The sequence below is a fragment of the Chitinophaga sp. genome (assembly GCF_017745275.1).
Lineage (GTDB): Bacteria > Bacteroidota > Bacteroidia > Chitinophagales > Chitinophagaceae > Chitinophaga.
The window spans coordinates 232,072-258,001 of sequence record NZ_JAGHZS010000006.1 but is presented as its reverse complement, the minus strand read 5'-3'; the positions used below and the strand labels follow the sequence as shown (position 1 = coordinate 258,001).

General features: G+C 45.2%; 18 protein-coding genes. 8 read left to right on the top strand and 10 right to left on the bottom strand.

The window, feature by feature from the left end:
* Positions 1 to 244 precede the first annotated feature (244 nt).
* From J7623_RS18155 to J7623_RS18135, 5 genes are all read right to left on the bottom strand, one after another.
* Complete coding sequence (locus tag J7623_RS18155; protein ID WP_291922947.1) at positions 245 to 1,057, bottom strand: SDR family oxidoreductase; 813 nt, start codon at positions 1,055 to 1,057, stop codon at positions 245 to 247.
* A 216-nt stretch (positions 1,058 to 1,273) separates the two neighbouring features.
* A complete protein-coding gene (recN, locus tag J7623_RS18150) occupies positions 1,274 to 2,926 on the bottom strand; it encodes a DNA repair protein RecN (RefSeq protein ID WP_291922945.1) in 1,653 nt (550 codons plus the stop codon).
* Between the two features lie 32 nt (positions 2,927 to 2,958).
* On the bottom strand, positions 2,959 to 4,446 hold the full coding sequence (locus J7623_RS18145) for a tetratricopeptide repeat protein (RefSeq protein WP_291922943.1): 1,488 nt from the start codon (positions 4,444 to 4,446) through the stop codon (positions 2,959 to 2,961).
* A 279-nt stretch (positions 4,447 to 4,725) separates the two neighbouring features.
* Complete coding sequence (locus J7623_RS18140; protein ID WP_291922941.1) at positions 4,726 to 5,478, bottom strand: C4-type zinc ribbon domain-containing protein; 753 nt, start codon at positions 5,476 to 5,478, stop codon at positions 4,726 to 4,728.
* A gap of 3 nt (positions 5,479 to 5,481) precedes the next feature.
* Positions 5,482 to 6,576, bottom strand: coding sequence for a Nif3-like dinuclear metal center hexameric protein (locus J7623_RS18135; protein ID WP_291922939.1), 1,095 nt, complete (start codon positions 6,574 to 6,576; stop codon positions 5,482 to 5,484).
* A 60-nt stretch (positions 6,577 to 6,636) separates the two neighbouring features.
* Between J7623_RS18135 and J7623_RS18130 the strand changes: the two genes are divergently transcribed.
* Complete coding sequence (locus J7623_RS18130; protein WP_291922937.1) at positions 6,637 to 8,151, top strand: carboxypeptidase M32; 1,515 nt, start codon at positions 6,637 to 6,639, stop codon at positions 8,149 to 8,151.
* A gap of 107 nt (positions 8,152 to 8,258) precedes the next feature.
* On the opposite strand, the gene J7623_RS18125 is transcribed toward J7623_RS18130, so the two are convergent.
* A complete protein-coding gene (locus tag J7623_RS18125; protein WP_291922935.1) occupies positions 8,259 to 8,951 on the bottom strand; it encodes a rhodanese-like domain-containing protein in 693 nt (230 codons plus the stop codon).
* Positions 8,948 to 9,532 (bottom strand): methyltransferase domain-containing protein, encoded by a 585-nt coding sequence (locus tag J7623_RS18120; RefSeq protein ID WP_291922933.1) that lies wholly within the window; start codon positions 9,530 to 9,532, stop codon positions 8,948 to 8,950. The genes J7623_RS18125 and J7623_RS18120 overlap by 4 nt, the downstream gene beginning before the upstream one ends.
* Before the next feature lie 129 nt (positions 9,533 to 9,661).
* On the opposite strand from J7623_RS18120, the gene J7623_RS18115 reads away from it, so the two are divergent.
* From J7623_RS18115 to J7623_RS31770, 4 genes are all read left to right on the top strand, one after another.
* A complete protein-coding gene (locus tag J7623_RS18115) occupies positions 9,662 to 14,536 on the top strand; it encodes a PKD domain-containing protein (RefSeq protein WP_291922931.1) in 4,875 nt (1,624 codons plus the stop codon).
* Between the two features lie 150 nt (positions 14,537 to 14,686).
* Positions 14,687 to 17,539 (top strand): PKD domain-containing protein, encoded by a 2,853-nt coding sequence (locus J7623_RS18110; RefSeq protein ID WP_291922929.1) that lies wholly within the window; start codon positions 14,687 to 14,689, stop codon positions 17,537 to 17,539.
* An 18-nt stretch (positions 17,540 to 17,557) separates the two neighbouring features.
* Positions 17,558 to 18,589, top strand: a complete 1,032-nt coding sequence (locus J7623_RS18105; protein WP_291922927.1) for a PorP/SprF family type IX secretion system membrane protein — start codon at positions 17,558 to 17,560, stop codon at positions 18,587 to 18,589.
* 187 nt (positions 18,590 to 18,776) lie between these two features.
* Positions 18,777 to 19,139, top strand: coding sequence for a T9SS type A sorting domain-containing protein (locus J7623_RS31770; RefSeq protein ID WP_366839307.1), 363 nt, complete (start codon positions 18,777 to 18,779; stop codon positions 19,137 to 19,139).
* Positions 19,140 to 19,218: 79 nt separating this feature from the next.
* Here J7623_RS31770 and J7623_RS18100 read toward each other — a convergent pair whose 3' ends face one another.
* The gene (locus tag J7623_RS18100) at positions 19,219 to 20,391 is read right to left on the bottom strand and encodes a class I SAM-dependent rRNA methyltransferase (protein WP_291922924.1); all 1,173 of its coding nucleotides are present in this window, start codon (positions 20,389 to 20,391) and stop codon (positions 19,219 to 19,221) included.
* A 198-nt stretch (positions 20,392 to 20,589) separates the two neighbouring features.
* Between J7623_RS18100 and J7623_RS18095 the strand changes: the two genes are divergently transcribed.
* The 3 genes from J7623_RS18095 (at position 20,590) to J7623_RS18085 (ending at position 23,523) form a co-directional block, all read left to right on the top strand.
* Positions 20,590 to 21,165 (top strand): nucleotide exchange factor GrpE, encoded by a 576-nt coding sequence (locus J7623_RS18095; RefSeq protein ID WP_291922922.1) that lies wholly within the window; start codon positions 20,590 to 20,592, stop codon positions 21,163 to 21,165.
* 110 nt (positions 21,166 to 21,275) lie between these two features.
* The gene (dnaJ, locus tag J7623_RS18090; protein WP_291922920.1) at positions 21,276 to 22,445 is read left to right on the top strand and encodes a molecular chaperone DnaJ; all 1,170 of its coding nucleotides are present in this window, start codon (positions 21,276 to 21,278) and stop codon (positions 22,443 to 22,445) included.
* 136 nt (positions 22,446 to 22,581) lie between these two features.
* Entirely contained in the window at positions 22,582 to 23,523 is a 942-nt protein-coding gene (locus tag J7623_RS18085; RefSeq protein WP_291922918.1) for a class I SAM-dependent methyltransferase, read from the top strand.
* Positions 23,524 to 23,527: 4 nt separating this feature from the next.
* Here J7623_RS18085 and J7623_RS18080 read toward each other — a convergent pair whose 3' ends face one another.
* Together J7623_RS18080 and hpt are read right to left on the bottom strand one after the other, a co-directional pair.
* Positions 23,528 to 25,273, bottom strand: a complete 1,746-nt coding sequence (locus J7623_RS18080) for a von Willebrand factor type A domain-containing protein (protein WP_291922916.1) — start codon at positions 25,271 to 25,273, stop codon at positions 23,528 to 23,530.
* A gap of 108 nt (positions 25,274 to 25,381) precedes the next feature.
* On the bottom strand, positions 25,382 to 25,918 hold the full coding sequence (hpt, locus tag J7623_RS18075) for a hypoxanthine phosphoribosyltransferase (RefSeq protein ID WP_291922914.1): 537 nt from the start codon (positions 25,916 to 25,918) through the stop codon (positions 25,382 to 25,384).
* Positions 25,919 to 25,930: the final 12 nt, after the last annotated feature.

Below are 25,930 nucleotides of genomic sequence, written 5' to 3'. Positions count from 1 at the left end.
AAGCTATTCAGGCGAATGATTAAAGCGGAGAACATCTGCCTTAATCGTTCGCTTTTGTTTTTTAAGAGACAGGTAAAACAGGTGCTTTTGCTGCGAAAAATTAAAACAGGAACTTACCTGTTTTAAGGGATGTTGCGTATCATTTTTTAGATATCCATCATGAGAAAAGCGAATGATAAAGCAGATATCTCCGCTTTTATCATTCGCTTTTTCTATTTTCTACGTTCGCCTTTCGGCGATCCGCTTATTTCTCCATCTGGTCAATTACAGGTTTGGATACTCCGGTGAAGGAGAAGCCGCCATCGTGGAACAGGTTCTGCATGGTCACCATTTTGGTGAGATCAGAGAACATGGCCACTGCGTAATTAGCGCATTCGTCGGCAGTAGCATTACCCAGCGGGCTCATTGCATCTGCGTAGGTCATAAAGCCATCAAAGCCTTTCACGCCGCCACCTGCAGTGGTTTTAACGGGAGACTGAGAGATGGTGTTTACACGCACTTTCTTAGCGGTACCGTAATGGTAACCGAAGCTGCGGGCAATTGATTCCAACAGGGCTTTGGCATCTGCCATTTCACCGTAGTCAGGGAATACACGTTGCGCAGCGATATAAGACAATGCAATTACAGACGCCCACTCGTTCAATGCGTCCAGCTTGTAAGCTGTTTGCAGTACGCGGTGCAGCGACATTGCAGAGATATCAAATGTTTTGTGGTTAAAATCGTAATCCAGATCAGTATAGCTTCTGCCTTTACGGATATTCATACCCATTGCTACTGAGTGGAGAACGAAGTCGATCTTACCACCAAAATGCTCCATGGATTTGTTGAACAGGTTGGCCAGATCATCCATATTGGTTACATCCGCCGGAATTACAGGTGCTTTACAGGTTTCCGCCAGTTTGTTGATCTCACCCATACGCAGGGCAATAGGGGCGTTGGTAAGCACAATTTCAGCGCCTTCTTCCACACAACGCAGTGCAGTTCTCCATGCAATAGACTTCTCGTCCAGTGCGCCGAAGATGATACCTTTCTTCCCTTTTAATAAGTTATGAGCCATTTGGTCAAAATTAATTTCGGCAAAAATAGCAGTTATAGTTGAAAAAAAAAGTTGTTACCTGTTTAGCTTTTAGCAGGTAGTCCTTCGCTTTTAGCCAACCGGGCATATTTCCGGTACTTGTTAACATCCACGGTCGTGCGCTAAAAGCCACAGCCAATGGCTAAATGGATGGTTTCCGCCATACTTGTCAGCACCTAGCAGTGTAAGCCATGTAAGCTAATGGCTCACCATTTCCCGGGCATTCTCCAGGGCAGCGGCGGTAGGCTTTTCCCCACTCAGCATCTGGGCAATCTTATTCACCCGCTCTTCTTCCGACAGCAATCGTACGCTGGTGGTCACTTTATCCGCTTTGGCGTCTTTATATACAAAGTAGTGTGCATCTGCTTTACCCGCTATCTGCGGCTGATGCGTGATACAGATGATCTGGTGAGATTTGGCCAGGCCTTTCAGGATAACACCTACCTGACGGGCGGCTTCTCCGGAAATACCAGTATCAATTTCATCGAAAATCAAGGTGGGTAATGCCACAGACTGAGCTACCAGGGACTTAATACAAAGCATGAGACGACTCAGCTCACCACCGGAAGCTACTTTTCCTACCGGTGCAAATTGATTGCTCTTATTGGCATCAAATAAAAACTCTATGGTGTCTTGTCCGTATGGGTTCAACTCTCCGGCTACAATATCCACTTTCAAACGGGCATTAGGCATACCTACCTGTGCCAGTAATGTATTCACATGTTTTTCAAACGGAGCGGATTGTTCCTGGCGTTGAGTGCTGATTTCCGCAGCCATTTGCAGCAAATGCTCTTTCAAACGGGCCTGTTCCTGCTCCAGGTCGGCCAGTTGCTCATCCAGGTTCAGCACACTTTCTACTTTCACTGCCAGTGCATCCTTAATAGCCAGCAATTCATCGGTAGTTTGTACACCATGCTTTTTAAACAGGCGGTAACCCAGCGCCATCCGGTCGTTCACCACCTCGATACGCTGTCCGTCATATTGCACCTGGTCATTGATGCTTTCTACTTCTCCGGCGATGTCTTGCAGTTCCAGGTAGGCAGACAACATTCTTTGTGCTACTACCGGCATTTCTTTATGGAAGGCGGCTAATCCCTGCAGAGAAGACTGTATTTGTTTCAATTGTTGCAAAACAGGCTGCTCATCTTCTTTCAACTGAAAATAAACCCGGTTAAGCGTGTTCTTGATTTCTTCTGCATGACTCAGCGTTTGCAGCTCTGTATCCAGGTCTTCTATTTCGTTGGGGCTAAAACCCGCGTCTGATAGCTCATCCAGCAGGAAACGGTTGTAGTCCAATTCTTTATTGGCGCTATCGCGGCTATCGAATAGTTGTTTATATTTTTTCTGCACCTGTACATACTGCACAAATACCTGGTGATATTGTTGCATAATGGCAGGCTTATTCACCAAAGCATCAATCACTTCCCGCTGAAAGTCGGCGTTGCCCAGTGCCAGGGTATCAAACTGCTGATGCAGGTCTACCAGGTAACCGCTTAATTCGGTCAACTGGGAGATGTTCACCGGTGTATCATTTACAAAGGCCCTCGATTTACCGGTGGCACTTACTTCTCTCCGGATAATTAACTGGTCTTCCAGGTCCAGTTCATGCTGCTGAAAAAAGGCAGCCACCTGGGATTTCTTTACTTTAAAAAGTCCCTCAATAATGCACTTACCTGTTTTATCGAACAATACGCCCGGGTCAGCCCTTTCCCCCAGGATGAGGGATAATGCGCCTAGTAATATGGATTTACCTGCACCGGTTTCCCCGGTGATCACATTCAGGTTCCCTGAGAAGTCTACTTCCAGGTGATCGATAATTGCGTAATTCTTGATGGTTAATCGCTGTAACATAAGTAAGGAAATTCCTTTATGATGTTGAAAGCTCAGGTTCCATTTACCCGCTGAATGCCTGCTTTGGCACGCTGGTCAAGGGAATTCTTATAGTCATGCCCTTTCATGCTCAAACAACGTTGATAACATTCCAGTGCTTTTGCTTTGTCGTTTCTCTTTTCATAAATGTAACCCATTTGAAGAGAAGCCCTGGCGGCATAATATTCCGGCCGGGTGCTGCCTACTTTAATGGTTACATCATACATGGCAATGGCCTGGTCATCTTGTCCGCTTTCATCGTAAATACGTCCCAACCGATAAGCATATTCCAGTTTATCTTCCATGGCCGGGAAGTCGGCAGCATGTTTGGTCAGCAACATGCTCAATGCTTTAGGGAAATATCCGCCATCACTCAGCAGCCGTACCCGCAATAAAAAAGCATTCGGCCACTTACCACTCTTCGCTTCTTTCAGGGCTTGTTTGTCAGCATCCGTTTCCAGTCCGCCTTTCGTAAAAATCATGGCCCGGTATTTATCTGCCGCCGCCTGGTTTCCTTCAAGATAATAATACCAGCTCAGTCGCTGTAAGCACTCTTTCACATAAAACTTCCCCTTGAAATTATTCACAAACCGCTCCAGGTAAATATGTGCATCGGGATCCAGCCTGGTTAGCTTCAACAACCCCATTACATAATTGTAATATTGTATGTCAGCGTATTCCGCGGTATCGTTCCGCTCCTGCAACACTTTCAGTCCAACCGCAGCCTTCTGGTTATTCAGTGACAGGTTAGCCACCATCAGTGCAAACAGGTAGTTATTTTTGGTATCCAGTTGTTTCCGTTGCAAAAACTCCCAGGTGTCTTCCGGTTTGTTCACAATAAAAAGTGTCAGATAGCAATAGTAGTAGTAAGATTCCTCCCTGAACATTTTTGCTTCGGGTGCATTGCTATCAATGAACTTGTTCACATTGGCCATCCCATCCTTAATGCTTCCTTTCAGTCCAAGGATATTGGTAATCCATTTATAACCTTCCGGAATGGTTCCAAATACGGTTTGCATCGCTCCCAGTAAAAGATTATTGGGTACAAAGCCGGGAAAGCGTTGCTGATTTTCTTTCAGCATCATATAGGCTTTCCGTATTTCCCAGGTGGCATCCCATTTCTCATCAAACTTTATCTTGATCAGTGCCCACTGGAACTTAATGGCTGCCTGTGTGTACAGGTAGTAAGGAGAATCCGGTGATCCCTCTTCCATTTTATTCAGCCGGAAAGAACGTAAACTCCTTTTCTTCGAATATTCTGCCGCATCTTCATTGAAGAAGAGCGGAAAAAAATCTGCATAGTTGTCCAGGAAATAAGGCGCCAGGTTATCCGGATGCTCTTTCTTTTCTGTTTCCAGCAAAGCCCGGCCTGTATTAATGCGCAACTGCATAATAGCATCATACGCCTGTTCACACCGGGTATTAAAATCAAATACTTTCTGCCTGGCACTCACATTCAACCCTGCACCTAATAAAAGCAACAACAAAAAAATACTACGCATACGGGGAAAAATTCCAGAAATTAAAGCCAAATCTCACATATCATCTTCCAAATCCCAAATAAACAATTCACATTTTTTAAAAGTTGCATTGCCCCATCCAATTCCCTGCCATAAAATAAAAGAACTACTACGCAAGGTACCTGCGCAACGGCACCGGACACAAAGCTAATATAATTAGTAAAACAAAACTAAATAAATTAGTATATTTTTTTACGGCTATGCCTACACGAAAAAAGGGCATCCGCAGATGCCCTTTTTTATTAAATAAGTAATGTTTGATTAGATAGTCACAGTAGCTTCCAGGTCGTTGTCTACCAGGATACGGCCACAGTGCTCACAAACAATAATCTTTTTGTGCTGACGGATCTCCGCCTGGCGTTGAGGAGGAATAGCATTGAAGCAGCCACCACAGGAATCACGCTCAACAGTTACTACAGCCAGACCGTTACGGTAGTTCTTACGGATTTTTTCGTAAGCCTGCAGTAAACGTGGATCTACCTTCACCTTCGCTTCTTCACTTTCTTTACGGAAAGCTTTCTCTTCTTTATCTGTTTCAGCAATAATCTTTTCCAGTTCGCCTTTCTTGTGCTTCAGGTTCGCTTCTTTATCCGCTACTGCTTTCTTAGCTACTTCGAGGACACGGCTCTTCTCTTTAATCTCTTCGTTTGCATCCTTGATATGCTTTTCAGCCAGCTTGATTTCCAGCGCCTGCATCTCCATTTCTTTGGTGATGGCTTCAAACTCACGGTTGTTCTTCACATTGTCCTGCTGCTTCTCGTACTTCTTGATCAGCGCTTCCGCCTCTTTAATGGCGTTCTTCTTGCTGGCAACGAAGTCCTGTATACCTTTCATCTCATTTTCAATGTGAGACTGGCGGGTGTTCAATCCTTCGATCTCGTCTTCCAGGTCTTTTACCTCCATCGGCAACTCCCCTTTCAGCACCTGGATACCATCCAGCTTGGAATCAATCTTTTGCAATCTGAGTACAGACGCTAATTTTTCTTCAACGGAGTATTCTTTTACGGTTGCCATGTATTATAAATAATTTACCGGGTTTGTTTTAATCGTAGATTTAAGAGGCGCAAAATTACGGAATTTTTCAGTCAATATATGATAAAATAATTCTACTGTAAACTGCTCGCTCTCAAAATGTCCAATATCTGCTATAATTAATTGATTATCAGCATCAAAAAATTCATGGTATTTGAAATCCGCCGAAATATAGGCATCAGCCCCGGCCGATATCGCCTGCTTTAACAGGAAACTACCCGCCCCTCCACATAACGCCACCTTTTTAACAGGCTTTCCCCGTAAAGCGGTATATCTCACACAACCAGCTTCAAATTGCTGCTTCACATGCTGTAAAAAGTGCATCTCTTCCATTGCCTCCGGCAAAACACCCACTAACCCTGAACCTACCTCCTGGTAAGCATTATCCAGGCTGATCACATCATAGGCCACCTCCTCGTAAGGGTGGCTGCCCCGCAATGCCTGCAAAATTTTACCTTCCAAATATACCGGAAAAATTACTTCCAACTTTATTTCTGCCTCAAAATGTCTTTTTCCCGGCGTACCCACATAAGGATTGGTACCCTCCGCCCCCTTAAAGGTCCCCTGGCCCACCCCGTTAAAGCTGCATTCACTATAATTACCAATATGCCCGGCACCGGCATCAAACAACGCTGCCCTCACAGCTTCCACATCTGCCGCAGGCACAAATGTGTATAACTTCTTCAATAATCCACTCTTAGGCGATAACACCCGGCATTCCTCCAACCCTAATTTAGCCGCCATCTGTGCACATACCCCATTCCGCACATTGTCCAGGTTAGTATGTGCCGCATATACCGCGATGTCATGCTTGATCGCTTTAATAGCCACCCGCTCTACATAATTTTTCCCATTAATCTTCTTCAGCCCCCCGAAAACAATCGGGTGATGCGCTACCACCAGGTTACACCCCAATGCAATAGCCTCGTCTATCACCTCCTCCGTAGCATCCAGGGTCAGCAACACATTGGTCACCTCCCAATCGGCCCGCCCAAAAATAAGCCCCGCATTATCATAGCTCTCCTGGTACTGCAAAGGAGCAAACTGCTCTATTACCTGTATGATCTCTTTTATTTTCATATCTGCAAAAATTAATGGTTCATTCCCGGCATCAACTAAATTTGCAAAAAAATAAGTTTTATGCCCGGAAGCAAATCTACAGCAGAACAATATGCGGATTACAAAATAAAAATGCAAAAAATTGCAGACGTGAGAAACGCCCTGGCCGTATTAGGCTGGGACCAGGAAACCTACCTTCCTGAAAAAGGCGCTGCATTCCGCGGTCAACAAATTACTACCCTCAGCACTATCGCCCACGAACTATTCACCGCCCCGGAACTCGATGCTGTACTCCAGGCACTCAAAGGCAATACCAGCGTGGATGTGGTAGCACAAAAAAATATCCTGCTCTCTACGGAAGACTTTGAAAAAAATAAAAAATACCCGGCCGCCTTCGTAGCGGAAATGTCCACCGTTACCAACGAAAGCTATCATGCCTGGATAAAAGCACGCAAAGCCAACGACTATAGCCTCTTTGCACCTGCCCTCGCCAAAATGATCGCCCTGAAAAAACAGGAAACCGATATCCTTGGCTACGAAGGGCACCCCTACAACGCCCTGCTCAACGAATATGAAAAAGGCGCCACCACCCACATGCTGGATACCATTTTCAATGAAGTAAAAACAGCGCTGTCGCCACTGCTGAGCAAAATAGAACAACAACCTGCCGTAAACAAAGATTTCCTGCATCTCCACTATAACCGCGACACACAGTGGCAATTCGGTATTGACCTGTTGAAAAATATGGGCTACGATATGCAGGCCGGCCGCCAGGATATCTCAGAACACCCTTTTACTACCAGCTTCAGCCCACAGGATGTACGGGTAACCACCCGCATCGATGAAAATGATTTTGGCAATATGACCTGGAGCTGTATCCACGAAGGCGGACATGCCCTGTATGAACAAGGCCTGCCCACCGACCAATACGGCCTTCCCTGCGGAGAAGCTACCAGCCTGGGTATACACGAGTCACAGTCGCGCCTATGGGAAAATAATGTTGGCCGTAGCCTCCACTTCTGGCAACACCATTATCCCCGCCTGCAACAACTTTTCCCGGAAAACCTGGCCAGCGTGTCATTAACGGATTTCTATAAAGCTATCAATAAAGTGCAGCCTTCGCTCATCCGCACCGAGGCAGATGAACTCACTTACCACTTTCATATCATGATCCGTTACGAAATTGAAAAAGGACTGATCGACGGAAGTATTGATGTAAAAGACCTGAAACATACCTGGAATGAATACTACCGTCAATACCTGCACGTAACCGTACCCGATGATGTACAGGGCGTATTACAGGATATTCACTGGTCGCACGGCAGCTTCGGCTACTTCCCTACTTATTCCCTTGGCAGCTTCTATGCCGCACAGTTCTTTACTGCCGCACAAAAACAGGTGCCGGGATTAGATAACGAAATAGTTGCCGGTAACTATCAGCCCCTGTTGGATTGGTTGCGGACTAACATCCATCCTTTCGGCAGGTTTTATACTTCCAACGAATTATGTAAAAAGGTAACCGGGAAAGAACTGGTATTCGGTGATTTCCTGGCATATGCGCAACAGAAATACAGTGGCATCTATAATTTAGCATAAAGCAAAAAGCATAAAGCAAAAAGCTATTAAAGCGGATGACCAGCACTGGTAATTAAATTACTTATATGCTGGTCATCCGCTTTAATAGCTTTTTGCTTTTTGCGCTGCTAAAGTCCCGACAATTTCTCCAGCTCCGTGAGCGTCATCACACCTTCCTTGCGTCCCACTTCTTTTCCATCTTTATAAAAGATAAACGTAGGCAGTCCTTTGGATTGAATCGCTTTCATAACGTTCTGGTCCTTCCCGCCATCTACCAATACTTTCTTTACTGCCGGATGTTTGCTGAAAAACTGTTCCAATACCGGCTCCATCTGCTTGCAGGGCGGGCACCATTTGGCACCTACATCTGTTAATACCAAACCCTTTGCATTGATCGCTTTATTATAGTCAGCAACGGAAAGCTGCGGCTCATTATCCGCGACACCTTCCAATGATTTGCCAGCCTGCTTCCAGGCATTAATACCACCCTGCAATTCTACCACCTGCTGAAAACCATTGGTTCGCATCCACTCCGCCGCAGCATGACTGCGACCTCCGCTCAAACAATACACGTACACTGGTTTTTGCTTATCCAGGTATTGCACGCGGTGATTAAACTCTTCTTTATTGGTATAATCTGCCTGCAAAGCACGTGGCAGATAGCCGGTTTTAAATTCAGCAGCAGTACGTACATCAAATACCTGGACGCCAGGCTGTTGTATATCTTTATCAAACGCCGCTGCATCTTCGCTCTGCTTTTGCTGCGCCATCAACGAGCTACCTATCAGCAACACCAGGGCGGTTAATACGTATTTCCTCATAATTTCCTCAGTTTTGGCATAAAGTTAATAAACAACTCAGTTCCTTGTCTGGCTGGATGTGAATTATAACAAGGGTATAAAGTTTTGATATCAAAATATGGTGAAAATAACTCCCGGTATTCTGCTTCATCCCCTCCAAACGGAGGCCCTTCCTTTGGGAAAGTACGGTCAAATAATACACCTGCCAGATGACCACCATACTTAATCAGCGAATACATATGTTTCACATAATCCGCTCTGCGTGAGGGTGGTAACGCACAAAAGAAAGTTTGTTCCAACACCAGGTCATAACTACCGGTATGTGCAAAAAAATCTTCTTCCAATACTTTGACACGGGTACGGGCAAACGTTTTTTGCAATTTTTCCACCAACACCGGCGCAATATCCAATACCGTTACATCACTGAATGCCTGCCCGGCGAGATATGCCGCCTCATAACTATTGCCTCCACCGGGAATGAGTATACGAATATCCCGGTCATAAAGCTGATCAATATAGGCCTTCAATGGCGGTGATACTTCTCCCATATCCCAGCCTGTATCTCCATTTATATACCTGTTATTCCAGTACTGACTATCCATTTGGTGAATTCTTTTTTGCTAAGTTACGGCCATTCAGCCACATACATAAAACCATCCGTTTTCCAAACATTATTATTATTTTTATACTTTGAATATACCTATGAAACGGCTTTAACGCCACCCTTTGCCATGAAAAGCCTACACTATAAATTGCGGAATGCCATCAGATATACTTTTTGCAGCCTGCTGCCTGTACTGGCAATCGCATTTACTGCGCATGCACAATCAGTATCCATCAAAGCGGATAAACTGGCGGCCTGTCCTCCGTTTCTCGTAAACTTCACGGCCACACTGGACGCCGGCTATCAGAAAATTGAGTGGGATTTCGGACTGGGGGCCAATGTTACCAACGATCTGACCCCTTCTAAAACTTTTCAGAATCCGGGCATCTATCATGTAAAAATGACGGCCACCTATAGTACTACCAATGTCATTGTCAGGCAATTGGATATACAGGTGTATAATAAACCGAATGCTAAATTCATCACTCCTAACGTGAACGGCTGTGCGCCGTACATGGCCTCCTTCCAGGACCAGTCCACACCTGGCGATGGTACTATTGCAGACATCACCTGGGACTTTGGAGACGGCGGTGGCGCCATCGGTGCCAATGCCACCCATACCTATACACAAGCGGGTACCTACAATGTTATCAGCGCCGTTACCAACAGCATGGGATGTTCCAGTACCGGCGGCCCGGTTTCCATAAAAGTACAAAGCGCACCAACACCGGCTTTTACGGCAGATAGAACACAAAGTTGTACCACACCGTTCACCGTCAACTTTTTCAACAGCACCGTAAATAACTCACCGGATCCAGTGACGTATACCTGGGACTACGGCGATGGCACCACCGGCACCAATCCACAACACACTTATACCAAGGAAGGAAAATACACCGTAAAGCTCACCTCCACCACCAGTGGCGGTTGCACTGCGCCTCTTACTAAAACAGATTACATTGTTATCTCGAAAGTAAAGCCGGCGTTTACTTTTTCGGCGCTTTGCGTAGGGCAAAACATTACGTTTAAAAACACCACTCAACCTACACCTGATAACGTGATCTGGGCTTTTCCGGATGGTACGCTGCAAACCAGCACCGATGCTGTAAAGCAATTCACAGCCCCTGGTGATTACATCGTTAAAATGCAGGCTACGCTGGGTAGTTGCACAGAAGAAATACAACAAACTATTCACGTAAATCCCGCGCCGGATATTGATCCTATAGCTACTCCCATCAGCGCGTGTAACACACCGTTTACCACGCAGTTCAATGCACAGTCGTCCAATGCAACCGCATGGAACTGGAGCTTCGGCGATGGTACTACGGCAACTGCTCAAAACCCCGCTCACACCTATACGAAAGAAGGCACTTACTCAATCAGCCTCACTGCCACGAATACATTAGGTTGTAGCAAAACTGTCAGCAAAGCAAACTACATTCAGATCATTAAACCGGACCTTTCTATCTATCGCAGTGTGGCAGAAGGTTGTGTACCTTTGTCGGTAGATTTTTATGCAGAAGTAAATATACCGGATCCTATCGTCAGCTACCAGTGGGACTTTGGCGATGGTACCACTTCTACTGCTGCAAAACCCACACATATTTTCACCAAGGAAGGCATCTTCTTTGTAAACCTGAAAGTGATCACAGCAGGCGGTTGTGTTGCCAACGGCCAAACGATTATTACCGCAGGTATCCGGCCGGTAGTGGATTTCATTGCTACCCCACTGAAATCCTGTGCTAAAGATCCGGTGCAGTTTACCAATCTTTCTGTACCCCGTGGTACTTCCTGGATCTGGACCTTTGTGCAGGACAACAGTAACAGCACCGTTGAAAATCCCAACCACCAGTTCAATGAAATTGGCAGCCATGATGTAATCCTGGAAGTAAATAATAACGGCTGCCGGGAGCAATTGATCAAAAGAAATTATATCCAGATTATTCCACCCATTGCGCGTTTCACTACTACACCGGATTGTACTGATCCATATCATCGTAAGTTCACCGACAATTCCACCTTCGGACCTATTCCTACTGCCGTAAAAACATGGCTGTGGGAGTTCGGGGAAAACGGTGCTACGTCTACCGATCAAAACCCTGATTTCACTTATCAAACCACGGGTATCAAACAGGTGAAACTGACCATAGACAATGGTACCTGTACCAATACCTATTCTTTGTCGGTAAATATTATAGACGAAAAACCACTGATTACCTCCGATAAACCACGGATCTGTAAAACAGAGAAAATAAATATCAGTCTGGGGCCTCTGAACAATAATAACATCAATGAGTATAAATGGGATTGGGGAGATGGAAGTGCAATACAAGCTATCCCTGCCTATAACTTTGATCCAACAAAGGGTATAGCACATCAATATAACAAAACCGGGACCTTCACCATTAAACTCACCATCACGGATAAAAATGGTTGTGTGAAAGATGCCCCCGTAATATCTATTGATGTAAACGGGAGTGATCCGGATTTTGATTATGTTGGTAAAAGATGTAAAGATGAAATATTCACTTTCACTGATAAATCCACTACCAATACCGGTAACCAGATACTCAACTGGGAATGGGATTTCGGCGATGGCAGCGCTAAAGAAACGTATTCTACCCAACCGCTGGGCATCAAACACACCTATACTAACGCAAACGATTATACGTTATCATTAACCGTAACAGACAAATTCAGCTGTATATCAAAAGCGCAAAAAGTGATTCCATTCGACCGTGTAAAGGCTGATTTCATGGTACCTACCAATATCGCCTGTCTTGATAAGTCGTTTACATTTGTAGATCAGTCACAAGGTAATATTCAAACTTATGCCTGGGATTTTGGAGACAATACCACCGGTACCGGTAACAAACCTGTGAAAATATACACGGCGCCGGGCACCTATAACGTCACCCTGAAAGTTACCACTGGTGCAGGTTGTACCGATGAAATCACTAAACCAAATGTGATAACAGTACCAAACCCCAAAGCGTCTTTTACTATTCCGGACAAGCTGGATCTATGCCCGCCGGTAAAAGTATTGTTTACCAATACTTCCACGGATTATAAAAACGCCAGCTGGGATTTTGGCGATAATGGTACCTCTACGAAAAACGATCCCGACGTTCATATTTATGTCCGCGCCAGAACCTACAATGTGGTATTAACGGTCTATTCAGAAGGTGGATGCTCCAGCACGAGTACCTTGCCTATTACGATCAAAGGTCCGGATGGCACTATGAAAACTACGCCTACACAAGGTTGTGTGCCTATGGATGTAAGCATCAGCGCTACCTCTGTAAAAACAGACAGCTACATGTGGGATTTTGATGATGGCACCGTACTCACTTCCACCACACCTGTTTCTCCGCCGCATACCTACGTAAAATCAGGTATTTATTACCCAAGGGTATCTTTAGTGGACAACGAAGGTTGTGTAGTGAAAGCACAGGGAAATGATAAAATTATTGTGGATAAAGCGACTGCTGATTTTAGCACCAACGACTTCCAGGTTTGTGGCGGCGGATTGGTCACCTTTACCAATAAAAGTAAAACGCTGACGAAAGACTCGCTGGCACTGGACTTTACCAGCGCGTGGAATTTTGGCGTACCTGGTAACCCGGGTAATACTGCCAGCACGGTAGATGGGAAATTCACTTATCCACAGCCAGGCAGCACGGATGTAAAACTGGTTGTTACCAGCGCTTATGGTTGCATAGATGAAAAAAAATTGCCGGTGGTGATTCCTCCGCAGGCGGTACCTGTGATAGCGCCTATTCAGCCGCTGTGCGTATCCGGAAAAATACAGTTGCAGGGAAACGATACTAAAAATGTACCTGGTACCAAATGGCTATGGCAGGTAGGTCCGGATAAAACCTTTGATCAGCCTACACCGCCTGAAATCACGCTCAACAGTCCGGGTACCGTGCCGGTAACATTGACCATCACTAATGCCGATGGCTCCTGTCCGGCTACTACCAACGCTACCATGGTGGTCAACCCTTCCCCCGTATTAAATCCGTCTCCGGCTACTGCGTCCATTTGCCGTGGCGCGCGCCTGCAATTACAGGCTAATACTACCACCAATGTAACAGTGAAGTGGAGCAACTATAATATCTCAGATGCTACCAGTCTTACCCCGGAAGTAAAGCCGGATGTTGATACCGTGTATCATGTCATCGCAACTAACGAGTTCGGCTGTACGAACCAGGGAGAAATACCGGTGACCGTAACACAGCCTTTCCATATCTATGCACAGGACTTCCAGATATGCGAAGGGGAAAGTGTGAAGATGAATGCTGGCGGCGCCCTGCGTTATCAGTGGATTCCATCCCGTGGACTCAATCGTTCAGACATTCCGGATCCAATTGCGACTCCTGACGGTAATATTACTTACCAGGTGGTAGGCTATAACAACAGCACCTGCTTTACGGATACAGTATTGGCTAAAGTATATGTGCACAGCAAGCCGGTGATCAATGCCGGCCCGGATATCATCACAGCTACCGGCTCCGTTATTCAACTGCCCGTAAAAGGCAGTGCAGATATTACGGAAATTCAATGGACACCGGTAAAGGGACTCAGTTGCTACGACTGTCTCACTCCTTCCGCTACGCCTACCGATGATATTACCTATCATGTAACCGTGAAGAACCGGAATGAATGCACCGCTTCTGATGATATCTCCATTAAACTGGTTTGTGATGAAGGCAGCATCTTCATTCCCAATAGCTTCTCCCCTAACGGAGATGGGCAAAATGACGTGTTCTATGTGCGCGGACATGGGATGCAAACCATCCGGGTATTCAGGATCTTCAACCGCTGGGGACAACTGGTGTTTGAGCGGGCAGGCGTTAATTCCAATGATCCTTCCAAAGGATGGGATGGCCGGTTCAAGGGTGTTCCACTAAATCCTGATGTGTTTGTGTATTATGTAGAAGTGGTATGCGATAAGGGTGGCGTTAACCTCTTAAAAGGTAACGTGACCCTGATCAGGTAAATGATTTTCAATTCACTGGATAAGGTGTTTTATGCTCCCACCGGCATAAAACACCTCCCATGTTAAAAAATCTGAAAATCAAAAAAATTTATATATGTAATTTTTGTTAATTTGTGGAGCTATTCAGTTAATGGAAAACCTGTGTACCCTATGAAATACCTACAGGCAAAGTGTTTACGTACATTGCTGCTCCTGATATCTCTGCTGCAGGCAAATAACTTATTGGCGCAGAAGGCGGACTTTACCTATACAGCTGCTCCGGGCAACCTGTGTTCACCTGTCACCATTACCATCAAGAATACCAGCACCGGAACTCCCATAGCGTATAACTGGGATTTTGGAGATGGAAGAACGTCACATGATACTGATCCTCAAGTAACTTATAGCAGCGGAGGCCCTGTAAAAATTACGCTCGAAGCTACCTATAAAGTAACTGGTGGCACCACTACCAGTACGTATTTCCGCACCTTTGTAGTAGGTAGTACGCCACAGGTAGCCTTTTCTGCGGACGTCACCAAAAGCTGTAAATTATACAGCGCCAATTTCACGGATGCTACCCTGGATGCCACCAGCCGTACCTGGGACTTTGGGGATGGTACCGTTGTCACTACCAGCAATGCCTATATTTCTCATAGCTACACCCGCGCCGGCAAATTTGATGTAACCTTATCCGTTACTAACAGCAACGGCTGTACGTCTACCTTAAAGAAACCTGCTTATATCGATATCTCTTTACCAGACGTTACGCTGTCGGCACCACTGTCTGGCTGCGTGCCCTTTACCGCAGCGTTCACCGCTAGCTCCACCAACAGTATTAACGATCCGATCACTTCCTGGGCCTGGAACTTCGGCGATGGTAATACACAAACCACTACAACAGGTAGTGTCAGCCATGCTTATCCACAAACCGGTACTTACAATATAGGCGTTACCGTTATTACCCAAAGTCAATGCGTTATTACCAAATCATTTGATAAATACGTACATACCGGCAATCCTCCGTCTAATGTGAGCTTCAGCGTATCACCCACGAGTACCTGTGTAGGCGATCCGGTAAGACTGTTGGCCAACGCCAGCTATGCTGATACCTACAGCTGGGATTTCGGCGATGGCACCACCGAAGCCGGAACCAATAACGATATCAGGCACGCTTTCAATGCCAATGGTACATTGACGGTGCAAATGAAAGCGGGTAGCAATGGCTGCTTCACTGCAGCACCTCCGGCAACCGTAGTGGTAACCGGCCCCGTGTCACAATTCACCGCGGTGCGTGATTGCAACGACAAAAGCAAATTCATTTTTACTAACAGCTCTATCGGCACTGGTGCCAATACTACGTATGAGTGGGACTTTGGAGATAATAGCTCGCTGGTAAATACCAGGGACGCCGTACATAATTATACTACTCCGGGTAATTATACCGTACGCTTAACCATCGGAGAAAATGGCAACAACTGCCACCACAGCAGCTTCCGGACGATCTATTATTTCAGGGCCGACTTCACCGCCGGTGTAAGCTCTATCTGCCGCGGCAGCAGGGCAACCTATGAAATACTAAATGTGCCTTTAGGCCTGGTGTCTGGTTATACCTGGCAATTTGGAGATGGAGAAATTTATAATACCACCAATCAAACATATGTAAAAACGTGGAGCACCAGCGGTACTTACGACAACCAACTCATTATCCACTATAATGATCCGGCTTATTGCGATGATATTGTAACTAAGCCCAACGATATCAATATACTGGCACCACAGGCAGATTTCACCACCGGCCCCGCCACCTGTGCCGGCCAGCCGGTATCTTTTATCAATAACACAATTACGTCTCCGAATATTCCTATTGCTGTCTGGAACTGGGATCTGGGCAACGGACAAAATTCCACTTCCCAAACGCCGCCTCCTATAAAGTATACTGCCTCCGGCGGCCAACTCATCAAACTGGTAGTAACGGATGCCCGCAATTGCATGGACTCTGTCAGTAAAACCATTAACATTCATCCCACCCCATTCGTGAAAGCATCTGCCAAACAACCGAAAATATGTGAAGGCAGCAGCGTTGACCTGAACGCCTTATCGGATGGCACTGTACAGTGGATGGCTTCCAATACACTAAGTTGTACGGCCTGCAATAACCCGGTAGCTTCACCGGTAACGAATACACGCTACATAGTTGCTGCATCTAACCAGTACGGCTGTACGGTGTCTGATTCCACAGATGTATCCGTGGTACCAAAAGTAAATCTCACCGTGAGTCCGGATACCATGGTTTGCTATGGCTCTTCTACCCAATTGAAGGCAACAGGCGCCACCATCTACAACTGGACGCCGGTAACCGGGTTAAGCAATAATACCATTGCGGATCCTTTTACTACGCCTTCTACTGACATTACTTACCAGGTGACCGGTACCAACGATGCCATTTGCCCGATGAGTGCCCCGCTATCTGTAAAAGTGGCCGTGAAGCCGGTTCCCACTGTTAGTGCAGGGAAAGATCAAACCGTAACAGTTGGTGATGTGGTACAGTTAATGGCCAGCGGCAGCCCTGATATTGTAAGCTGGAAATGGAGCCCGGAAGATTACCTGGATAATCCCAGCTCTCCTTATGTAACGGCGGCTATACGCAAACCTATTTCCTACAGCATTACCGGCACCAACCAGTATGGCTGCAAAAAAACGGATGTGATGAGTATAGACCTCATCTGCAATACAGACGTGGTATTTATTCCCAATACCTTCAGTCCTAACGGCGACGGACAAAATGATGTATTCTATCCCCGTGGCAGAGGTATCAACTTTATTAAATCCTTCCGCATTTTCAATCGTTGGGGACAGGAAGTATTTCACCGGGAAATGATCAATATAGATGATATCAGTGCAGGATGGAATGGCACATTCAATGGAACACCACAGGCGGCCGATGTATATATTTATTTCATCGAAGCCTATTGTGATACAAACGAATTTTTCCGGCTAAAAGGAAATGTAACATTACTCAGATAATTATTTAACCTGGCTAACATGAAAACCGTATACCGCATATTACTGGCGATCGTTTGCATTACAGGAGCAACACCATTGTATGCACAGGATATACATCTCTCGCAATTTTATGAAACACCTATACTACGCAACCCCGCACTGATAGGTATTTTCAACGGAGATGTACGTGTGCAGGCTGTTTACCGTAATCAGTGGAACAGCGTTACCATTCCTTACCAAACCGGTACAGTGAGTGGGGAAATAAAATTCCCGGTAGGCCGCAGCAACGATTATGTGACTACAGGTCTGCAGCTCACCTACGACCGGGCCGGTACTTCCAGGTTACAGTCTACACAAATCTTTCCGGCTATTAACTACCATAAGTCGCTCAACGAGGATAAAAGCAGTTTCCTCTCGTTAGGCTTTATGGGCGGCTTTGTGCAGCGCCAGTTTGATCCTACCAATATGACCTTTAACAACCAATATACCAATGGCCGCTTTGATCCGGCAGCACCTACCGGAGAAGAAGGCAAGCTGGCTTTTAAAGGCTATAGCTACCTGGATGCCGGGGTAGGATTGAGTTATAACAGTGTGATTGGGGAAGATGTGAACTACTTTATCGGCGCCGGCTACTTCCATTTCAACCGGGCGAAGATTTCTTTTTACCGGGACCAGAAAATAGAAATGCAGCCCAAGCTGACTTTTAATGCGGGTATTACCATTCCGGTAGACGACAGGGTAAAAGTAATTGCGCATTACAACCAATTACATCAGGGAACCTATTCTGAATATATCGGTGGCGCATTAATAGGTTATGGATTGATGGATCAGGGACTGGAGTCAACCCGGGCTATTTATGGCGGGCTCTTCCTCAGATGGAACGATGCGATTGTTCCTACCATCAAAATAGATATGGACAAATATGAGATCGGGATGAGTTACGACGCCAATATTTCGAAATTACGGACCGCCAGTCAGACTTTCGGCGGCTTCGAAATTTCATTGGTTTTCAAGGGTTTCCTGAACAGCCGGAATACTACGCTGGAAAGTGTGAATTGCCCAAGATTCTAAATGACTATAAATCAGCCACTTAAGAAAAAGGTTGTCAAGCGTTAAAATTTACATAAAAATGGGAAAAAAGATAACAAAATGGCAGGCCGTTTGTTATTTTTATGTGTGAAGGACAGGCTTCGATGAGCTGATTTTATCAAACAAAAAATTAGGAAATATTTGAAAAAAACTTTATTTTTATAATACTATGTGGAAAACCTCTACCCTAATTCTCATAACGGTTTTCAGCTTGCTTTCTTTCGTTAGCAAGGCTCAAAGCGAAAAATCCCAGCCTCAGGACGGGGGAGTTAAAAACGCGAGCAAAATAGTGAAGTTGTATCCTAATCCTGCTACATCTATTATCAATTTCGTCATTCAACAAAACAATAACGATCAGGTATATGATCTTATTGTATATAATTTTCTCGGAAAAAAAATTGATCAGTTAAAAAGCGTGGGATCACGTACAACTATGAATTTAGATAACTACTACAATGGTATCTACATTTTCCAGTTACGTGATCAGCGGGGAAATCTGATAGAATCAGGGAAATTCAACGTCGTCAAGTAGTTTACATCTGCATTAGCATAAAAAGAAAAAGTCACGATTCACATCGTGACTTTTTCTTTTTATGCTAATGAGATACTCATCAGGAAACTTCTACAATCAGAAATTTCAGATAAGTGGTATTCTCAATATTTCTTAAAATCGGATGGTCTTGTGCCTGCGTCTGGAAGGTCACCTGGCGCAATCTTTTCTTTGCATCTTTGGCAGCTGCATCAATAGTTTGCAGGAATAAATCCGGTGATACCAGGTTGGTGCAGGAAGCGGTAACGAGGAATCCGCCTGGTTTCAGCAGCTTCATCCCACGCAAATTGATTTCTTTGTAACCAGTCACTGCTTTCTGAATATTCTCGCGGCTTTTGGTAAACGCCGGCGGATCCAGGATCACTACATCAAATTTCTTATCTTCTTTCGTCCATTGCTTGAGCTGATCAAAAGCATTTACTGCCTGGAATTTACAGATGTCCTGCAGGTTGTTCAGCGCCGCATTTCTGCGGGCCGTAGCTACGGCAGTTTCTGAAATATCAAGTCCCAGTACACTTTTCGCGCCATAAAATCCGGCATGACAGGAGAATGTACCGGTATAGCAAAATGCTTCCATAACATCTGCCCCTTTCACGATATGTTTAATTTCACGACGGTTGTCCTGCTGATCCAGGAAATAGCCGGTTTTCTGGCCATTTACCACGTCCACATGAAACTTCAATCCGTTTTCATTAATTACCAGGTTGGTGTCAAAAGGTGCGCTGAGAAAGCCTTTCTGTTGAGTCATGCCTTCCAGTTCTCTTACCGGCACATCATTTCTTTCGTAGATGCCTTTAGGTGAGAAAATGCGGTTAATGGCATCCACAATAGCGTCTTTCCACTTTTCCATACCCAGGGCTAACGTTTGGATCACAAAGTAATCGTTGAATTTATCGATCACCAATGCAGGCAGATCATCTGCTTCACCGTACACGAGGCGACAGTTTTCCACATAGCCCAGTTTCTGCCGGTATTCCCAGCATTTCAACAGGCGGTGGTAAAAGAATTCAGGATTTATTTCTTCGTTCTTATCACGGGTAAGCAGGCGTACGAGTATCTGGGATTGAGGATTGATATAACCACGGCCCAGGAAAAAACCTTTATGCGTATATACATCTACAATATCACCGGCATTTACATCTCCTTTTATTTCGGCTACTTCATTGCCAAAAATCCAGGGATGCCCTTGTAATACCCTGTTTTGTATCTGCTTTTTTAAAAAAACTTTAGTCATTTATTGTATTTCGAGGGGCAAAGGTAGCTATTTAGCAGTTAGCTACTAGCTTTTAGCTTTTAGCCGGGTTAATATAGTTAAATCGACAATTGCCAACTGCTAAAAGCTAAAGGCTGTTTCAATTCTGCCTTTTTGTCCGCTAAACCGCGGTTGGCAAAGAAATTGACTGGTAAACCCCGCAGACAATTATTACTTATTATGACAGAAAACGAAAAAGACATGCAGACAAACGGACAGGCTAACGCTGGTAGCGAAAACGAAAAAGGCATGCCAGAAGAAAATATAAACGAAAGTTCAAATACGAATAATGAGTCAGATGAAGTAACAGAACTGGAGAAGAAAGAACAGGAAATAAACGAAATACGCGATAAATACCTCAGACTGCAGGCTGAATTTGACAACTATCGTAAAAGAACTGCCAGGGAACGTATTGAACTGATGCAAACAGCCAGTAAAGAACTTATTATATCCTTACTGGATGTGCTGGACGATAGCGAGCGGGCTACCAAACAACTGGAAACAGCCACAGATCTCGCCGCAGTAAAAGACGGAACCCTGCTGGTGTTCAATAAACTGAAGAATACCCTGCAGGCGAAAGGACTGAAGCCAATGGAGAGTATCCATACCCCATTTGATCCTGATTTACAGGAAGCGATCACTGAAATACCTGCACCCACACCAGAGCTGGTTGGACAGGTAGTAGACGTATTGCAGCCAGGTTATTACCTGAATGACAAATTAATCCGTCATGCTAAGGTAATTGTCGGCAAATAAAATGACGATGTGGCATAATTTCTAATGATTGCCTATGCTAAGCTGACGTAAAACTATTTTTTTACTGAACAAAAGCTGGTGCCTTGCACCAGCATTAAGTGATTATTATAATGTCTACCAAGAGAGATTATTACGAAATATTGGTTGTTGCCAAATCTGCCTCCCAGGATGAAATTAAAAAGGCCTACCGTAAAGTAGCCATGCAGTTTCACCCTGACCGCAACCCGAATAACAAAGAGGCAGAAGATAAATTCAAAGAAGCAGCTGAAGCTTATGAAGTATTGAGTGATCCTGATAAAAGAGCTCAATACGATCGTTTTGGCCATGCCGGCATGAATGGCAACCGTGGTGGTGGATATGGCGGAGGCGGAATGAATATGGATGACATCTTCTCCAACTTCGGTGATATTTTCGGTAGCGATGATATTTTTGGCAGCTTCTTCGGTGGCGGTGGCGGACGAGGTGGTGGAAATCGCCGTGGACGCGGTACCCGTGGCTCTAACCTCCGGGTAAAAATCCGTCTCACCTACGAAGAAATCGCAAAAGGTGCCAACAAAAAAATCAAAGTAAAAAAATATGTACCCTGCCAACACTGTGGTGGCCTGGGTGCTAAAGATAAAAACGCATTCCAGTCTTGTAATACCTGTGGCGGATCCGGCCAGGTAAGGAAAGTAACACAAACTTTCCTCGGACAAATGCAAACCGTTACTACCTGCCCTACCTGTCATGGTGAAGGCCAGATCATTACCAGCAAATGCGGCCACTGTAAAGGGGAAGGTCGTATGTACGGTGAAGAAATGGTGAGCATCGACATACCAGCAGGTGTACAGGAAGGCATGCAACTGAGCATGAGTGGAAAAGGTAATGCAGGCGAAAGAGGTGGCGCCCCCGGCGATCTGCTCATCCTCATCGAGGAAGAGCCACATCCGGAACTGCAACGCGATGGCCTCAACGTAGCATATGATCTGCACATCTCCTTCCCGGATGCAGTATATGGTACCTCCCTGGAAGTGCCTACCATCGACGGTAAAGCCAAAATAAAAATTCCTGCCGGTACACAAAGTGGTAAAATATTCCGCCTGAAAGGCAAAGGATTCCCTTCCGTGAATTCCTATGAAAAAGGCGACCAGCTGATTCATGTGAATGTTTGGACACCACAAACTGTGAGCGCAGAAGAAAAAGCAATGCTCGATAAATTACAAGCCTCCGATAACTTTAAACCTAATCCTGAAAAATCCGAAAAAGGATTTTTTGAGAAAGTAAGAGACATTTTTAGTTGAGCGGAAAGCTGAAAGCATAAAGCAAAAAGCTATTTTCGCGGATGATGACCGGAGAGTATCACCTCCGGCAGGATCATCCCCGAAAATAGCTTTTTGCTTTACACTTTTTGCTTCAAGCTTTCATAGAATAGAAACGATGGACTCAAAACTGCAGATGTTCGAAAACCGGTTGACGAAAGTATTCCGGCATATTTCCAAACTGGCCAGACGGCAAAATATTACCTGCTACCGGGTATATGATGATGATATTCCTGAATTCCCATTCAGCATTGAAATATATGAAGACCACGTGTACATTGCTGAATACAACCGCAGACACGGCATGGAAGAAGATGCCCACGAAGAATGGCTGGATACCTGCCTGGAACTGATCAGTAAAGTACTTGATGTAGCCCCCAATAAAATCTGGGTAAAACAACGGCAACGCAAGGAAAACCGGCAGAGCCAATACGAAAAGCTTAGCCTGGAAAGTCATATTATGACGGCTCACGAAGCAGGACTCCAGTTCAAAGTAAACCTCTCCGATTACCTCGATACAGGTCTGTTTCTCGACCATCGCATTACGCGGGGTATGGTAAGAAACGAAGTGAAAGATAAAAAAGTACTCAACCTGTTCTGCTATACCGGATCATTTTCCGTGTATGCAGCTGCGGGCGGTGCTGCAGAAGTAACATCTGTAGACCTCTCCAAAACCTACCTGGCCTGGGCGGAGGAAAATATGCGCCTCAACGGTTTCGATAGTCCAAAACATACCTTCGTGCACGCCGATGTATTGCAATACCTGGATACCTTGAAGCTGAATACGTTTGACCTGGTGATTATTGATCCTCCCACTTTCTCCAACAGCAAACGCATGAAAGATTTCCTGGACATACAACGGGACCATGCCGACATGCTCAATAAAGTATTGCTGGCAACGAAAAAAGATGGTGTAGTATATTTCAGTAATAACTACCGCCGGTTTGTGATGGATACAGAAAAGATCAATGCCGCCAGTATCAAGGATATCACTAATCAAACACTCCCGTTTGATTTTCAACAGAAGCTGATTAGAAAATGTTACCGGTTAACCAAGTAAAGTGCTAGCGCTTTACCTTACGTACCATTTTCACCATCTTCAAAAACTCTTCCCTGTAATGCCCCTCGTCTTTACCAAGGGCATTACGGGCCATCTCCATCACCATATCGGTATCTCCCTTACCACAGTAAGCGGATTTACGTAACACCATTCCCAATAAAGCTACCGCTGTAGCGAAACGGCAATCTTCAGAAGCCTGGTCAAAATTTTTCCATGCCGCCGGAATATCGCCAGAGAGGTACCTGACAGCCGTATCCTGCGGAGCGCGATAACTGATTTTCACGTGAGCCAGTATGGTGTCTGCCGGGAGGGCTGTTGCTGTGGGTACAATTTCATATAAAGCTACGGAGCAATGCCCACTGCCAATGATGCCTCCACTGTATTCCGTTTTAATAGTGGTATCAGGGGGCAACACTTTATTCTCATAACCAATAAGTCTATACGATTTTACCAGGGCAGGATTAAAACAAACTTCCGATTGCACATCACGGGCAATGGTAAACAGTGTGCTGCCGAATTCACGGGCAAATATTTTATTGGCTTCTTCCAGATCATCTATATACGCAAAATTACCATTCCCTTTACTGGCAAGGGATTGCAGTTTGGAATCTTTATAATTCTTCATCCCGAATCCAAGGCAGGTGAGCAGTACACCACTTTCCTTTTGCTGGAGGATGAGTTGTTCCATTTCTTCATCACTACTAAGGCCTACATTAAAATCGCCGTCTGTGGCCAATATAACGCGGTTGTTGCCATCCGGGATATATTGCTCCACTGCAATACGATAGGCCATTTTTATAGCAGCTTCACCGGCTGTAGATCCTCCGGCATTGAGGTTATCGATCGCATTCAGGATTTTGGCTTTCTGATCTCCTCCGGTAGCAGGCAGCAGCACGCCTGGTTCACCGGCATAGGCTACAATGGCTACTTTATCAGCAGGACGGAGATTATTGACCAATATGCGGAATGCTGCCTGTAATAAAGGTAATTTATTAGGGGTACCCATTGAGCCTGAAACATCTATCAGGAAAACCAGGTTGTTGGCGGGAAAGCTGTCTGTTTCCAATGCACGGGCGCGGATGGCAATCTGCAACAGCCGATGGCTGGTCTCCCAGGGACAGGTGGTATAATGACTATACAACGCCATATCCTGTCCTTGCAACGGCAACGGATAATCGTAGTGGAAATAGTTAATCATTTCCTCAATCCGCACAGCATCTACCGGTACGGGTTCCTTCAATCGCAGGAAACGACGAATGTTGCTGTAGGCCGCCCTGTCAACGTCAATAGCAAAAGTGGACAACGGATGGCTTTCGGTACGCACAAACTTATTTTCGTAGGTAGTGCCGTAGGTTTCGTTGTAAAAAGAGTGGATTCCCATACTGGTATTACCGTAATTGGGATTACTGCTATGCAGCATTTTTGACCGCGCCTTGGCGAGTGCAATGGGATCTGTATCTTTTCGTAGAGGCGATAACGTTATTAACAATCTATCGTACTTACTTACCGTTATCTCTTTAGGCAGATAACCGTTTTGCGTCAGCAATAACGTGGCAGTTGCCCTGGGGATTACAATTTTAAAAAGACCGAAAGCGTTTGTGACCACATTGGTTGTGTCGTCTATCACCTTCACCTGTACGCCGGAAACAGGGCGATGCGATATACTGTCTTCGACCGCTCCCGATACCCAGATTGTTTGCGCTTGCAGCCCTCCACCCCAGAAAAGTAAGAGTAAAAGGAACTTCCGCATGTATTAAGATACTATTTTTTTCTGCAGAAAGCAACAAAGGAGCAAAGCAGCAAGGGTGCTAATGACTCTATTGCGGCTTTACTCCTTTGTGATCTTTCTGTGTTACGTCTACTCTACCAGCTGATAAATAGCGGGTAAATTGCGGCCCAAACCATCATAGTCGAGGCCATATCCCAACAGGAACTTATTCGGTACAGAAAAGCCCAGGTAATCAATTTTGATAGGATGCACCATTGCATCCGGTTTGGTCAGCAGGGAAGCCACGATTAGTTTCTTAGGCTGTTGGTGTTCCAGCTGAGGAAGAAACTGGCTCAGGGTTTTACCGGTATCCACAATATCTTCCAGGATTACTACAGTACGACCAAAGAGGTCTTCGTCTAACCCGATCGCCTGTACTACATTACCGGTTGATTTGGTGCCTTTGTAAGACGCCAGTTTAATAAAGGATATTTCCGCCTCAATGGTGAGGTACTTGAACATATCTGCGGCAAACATAAAAGAGCCATTCAATATGGCAATAAACAAAGGGCGCTCTCCCTCCAGATCCTTATTAATTTGTTCCGCCATTTCCTTAATACGTTGCTGCAATTCTGTAGCAGGGATATAGGGCTGAAACTGCTTGTCATGCACCTTAATTACTGACATAATACATCTACA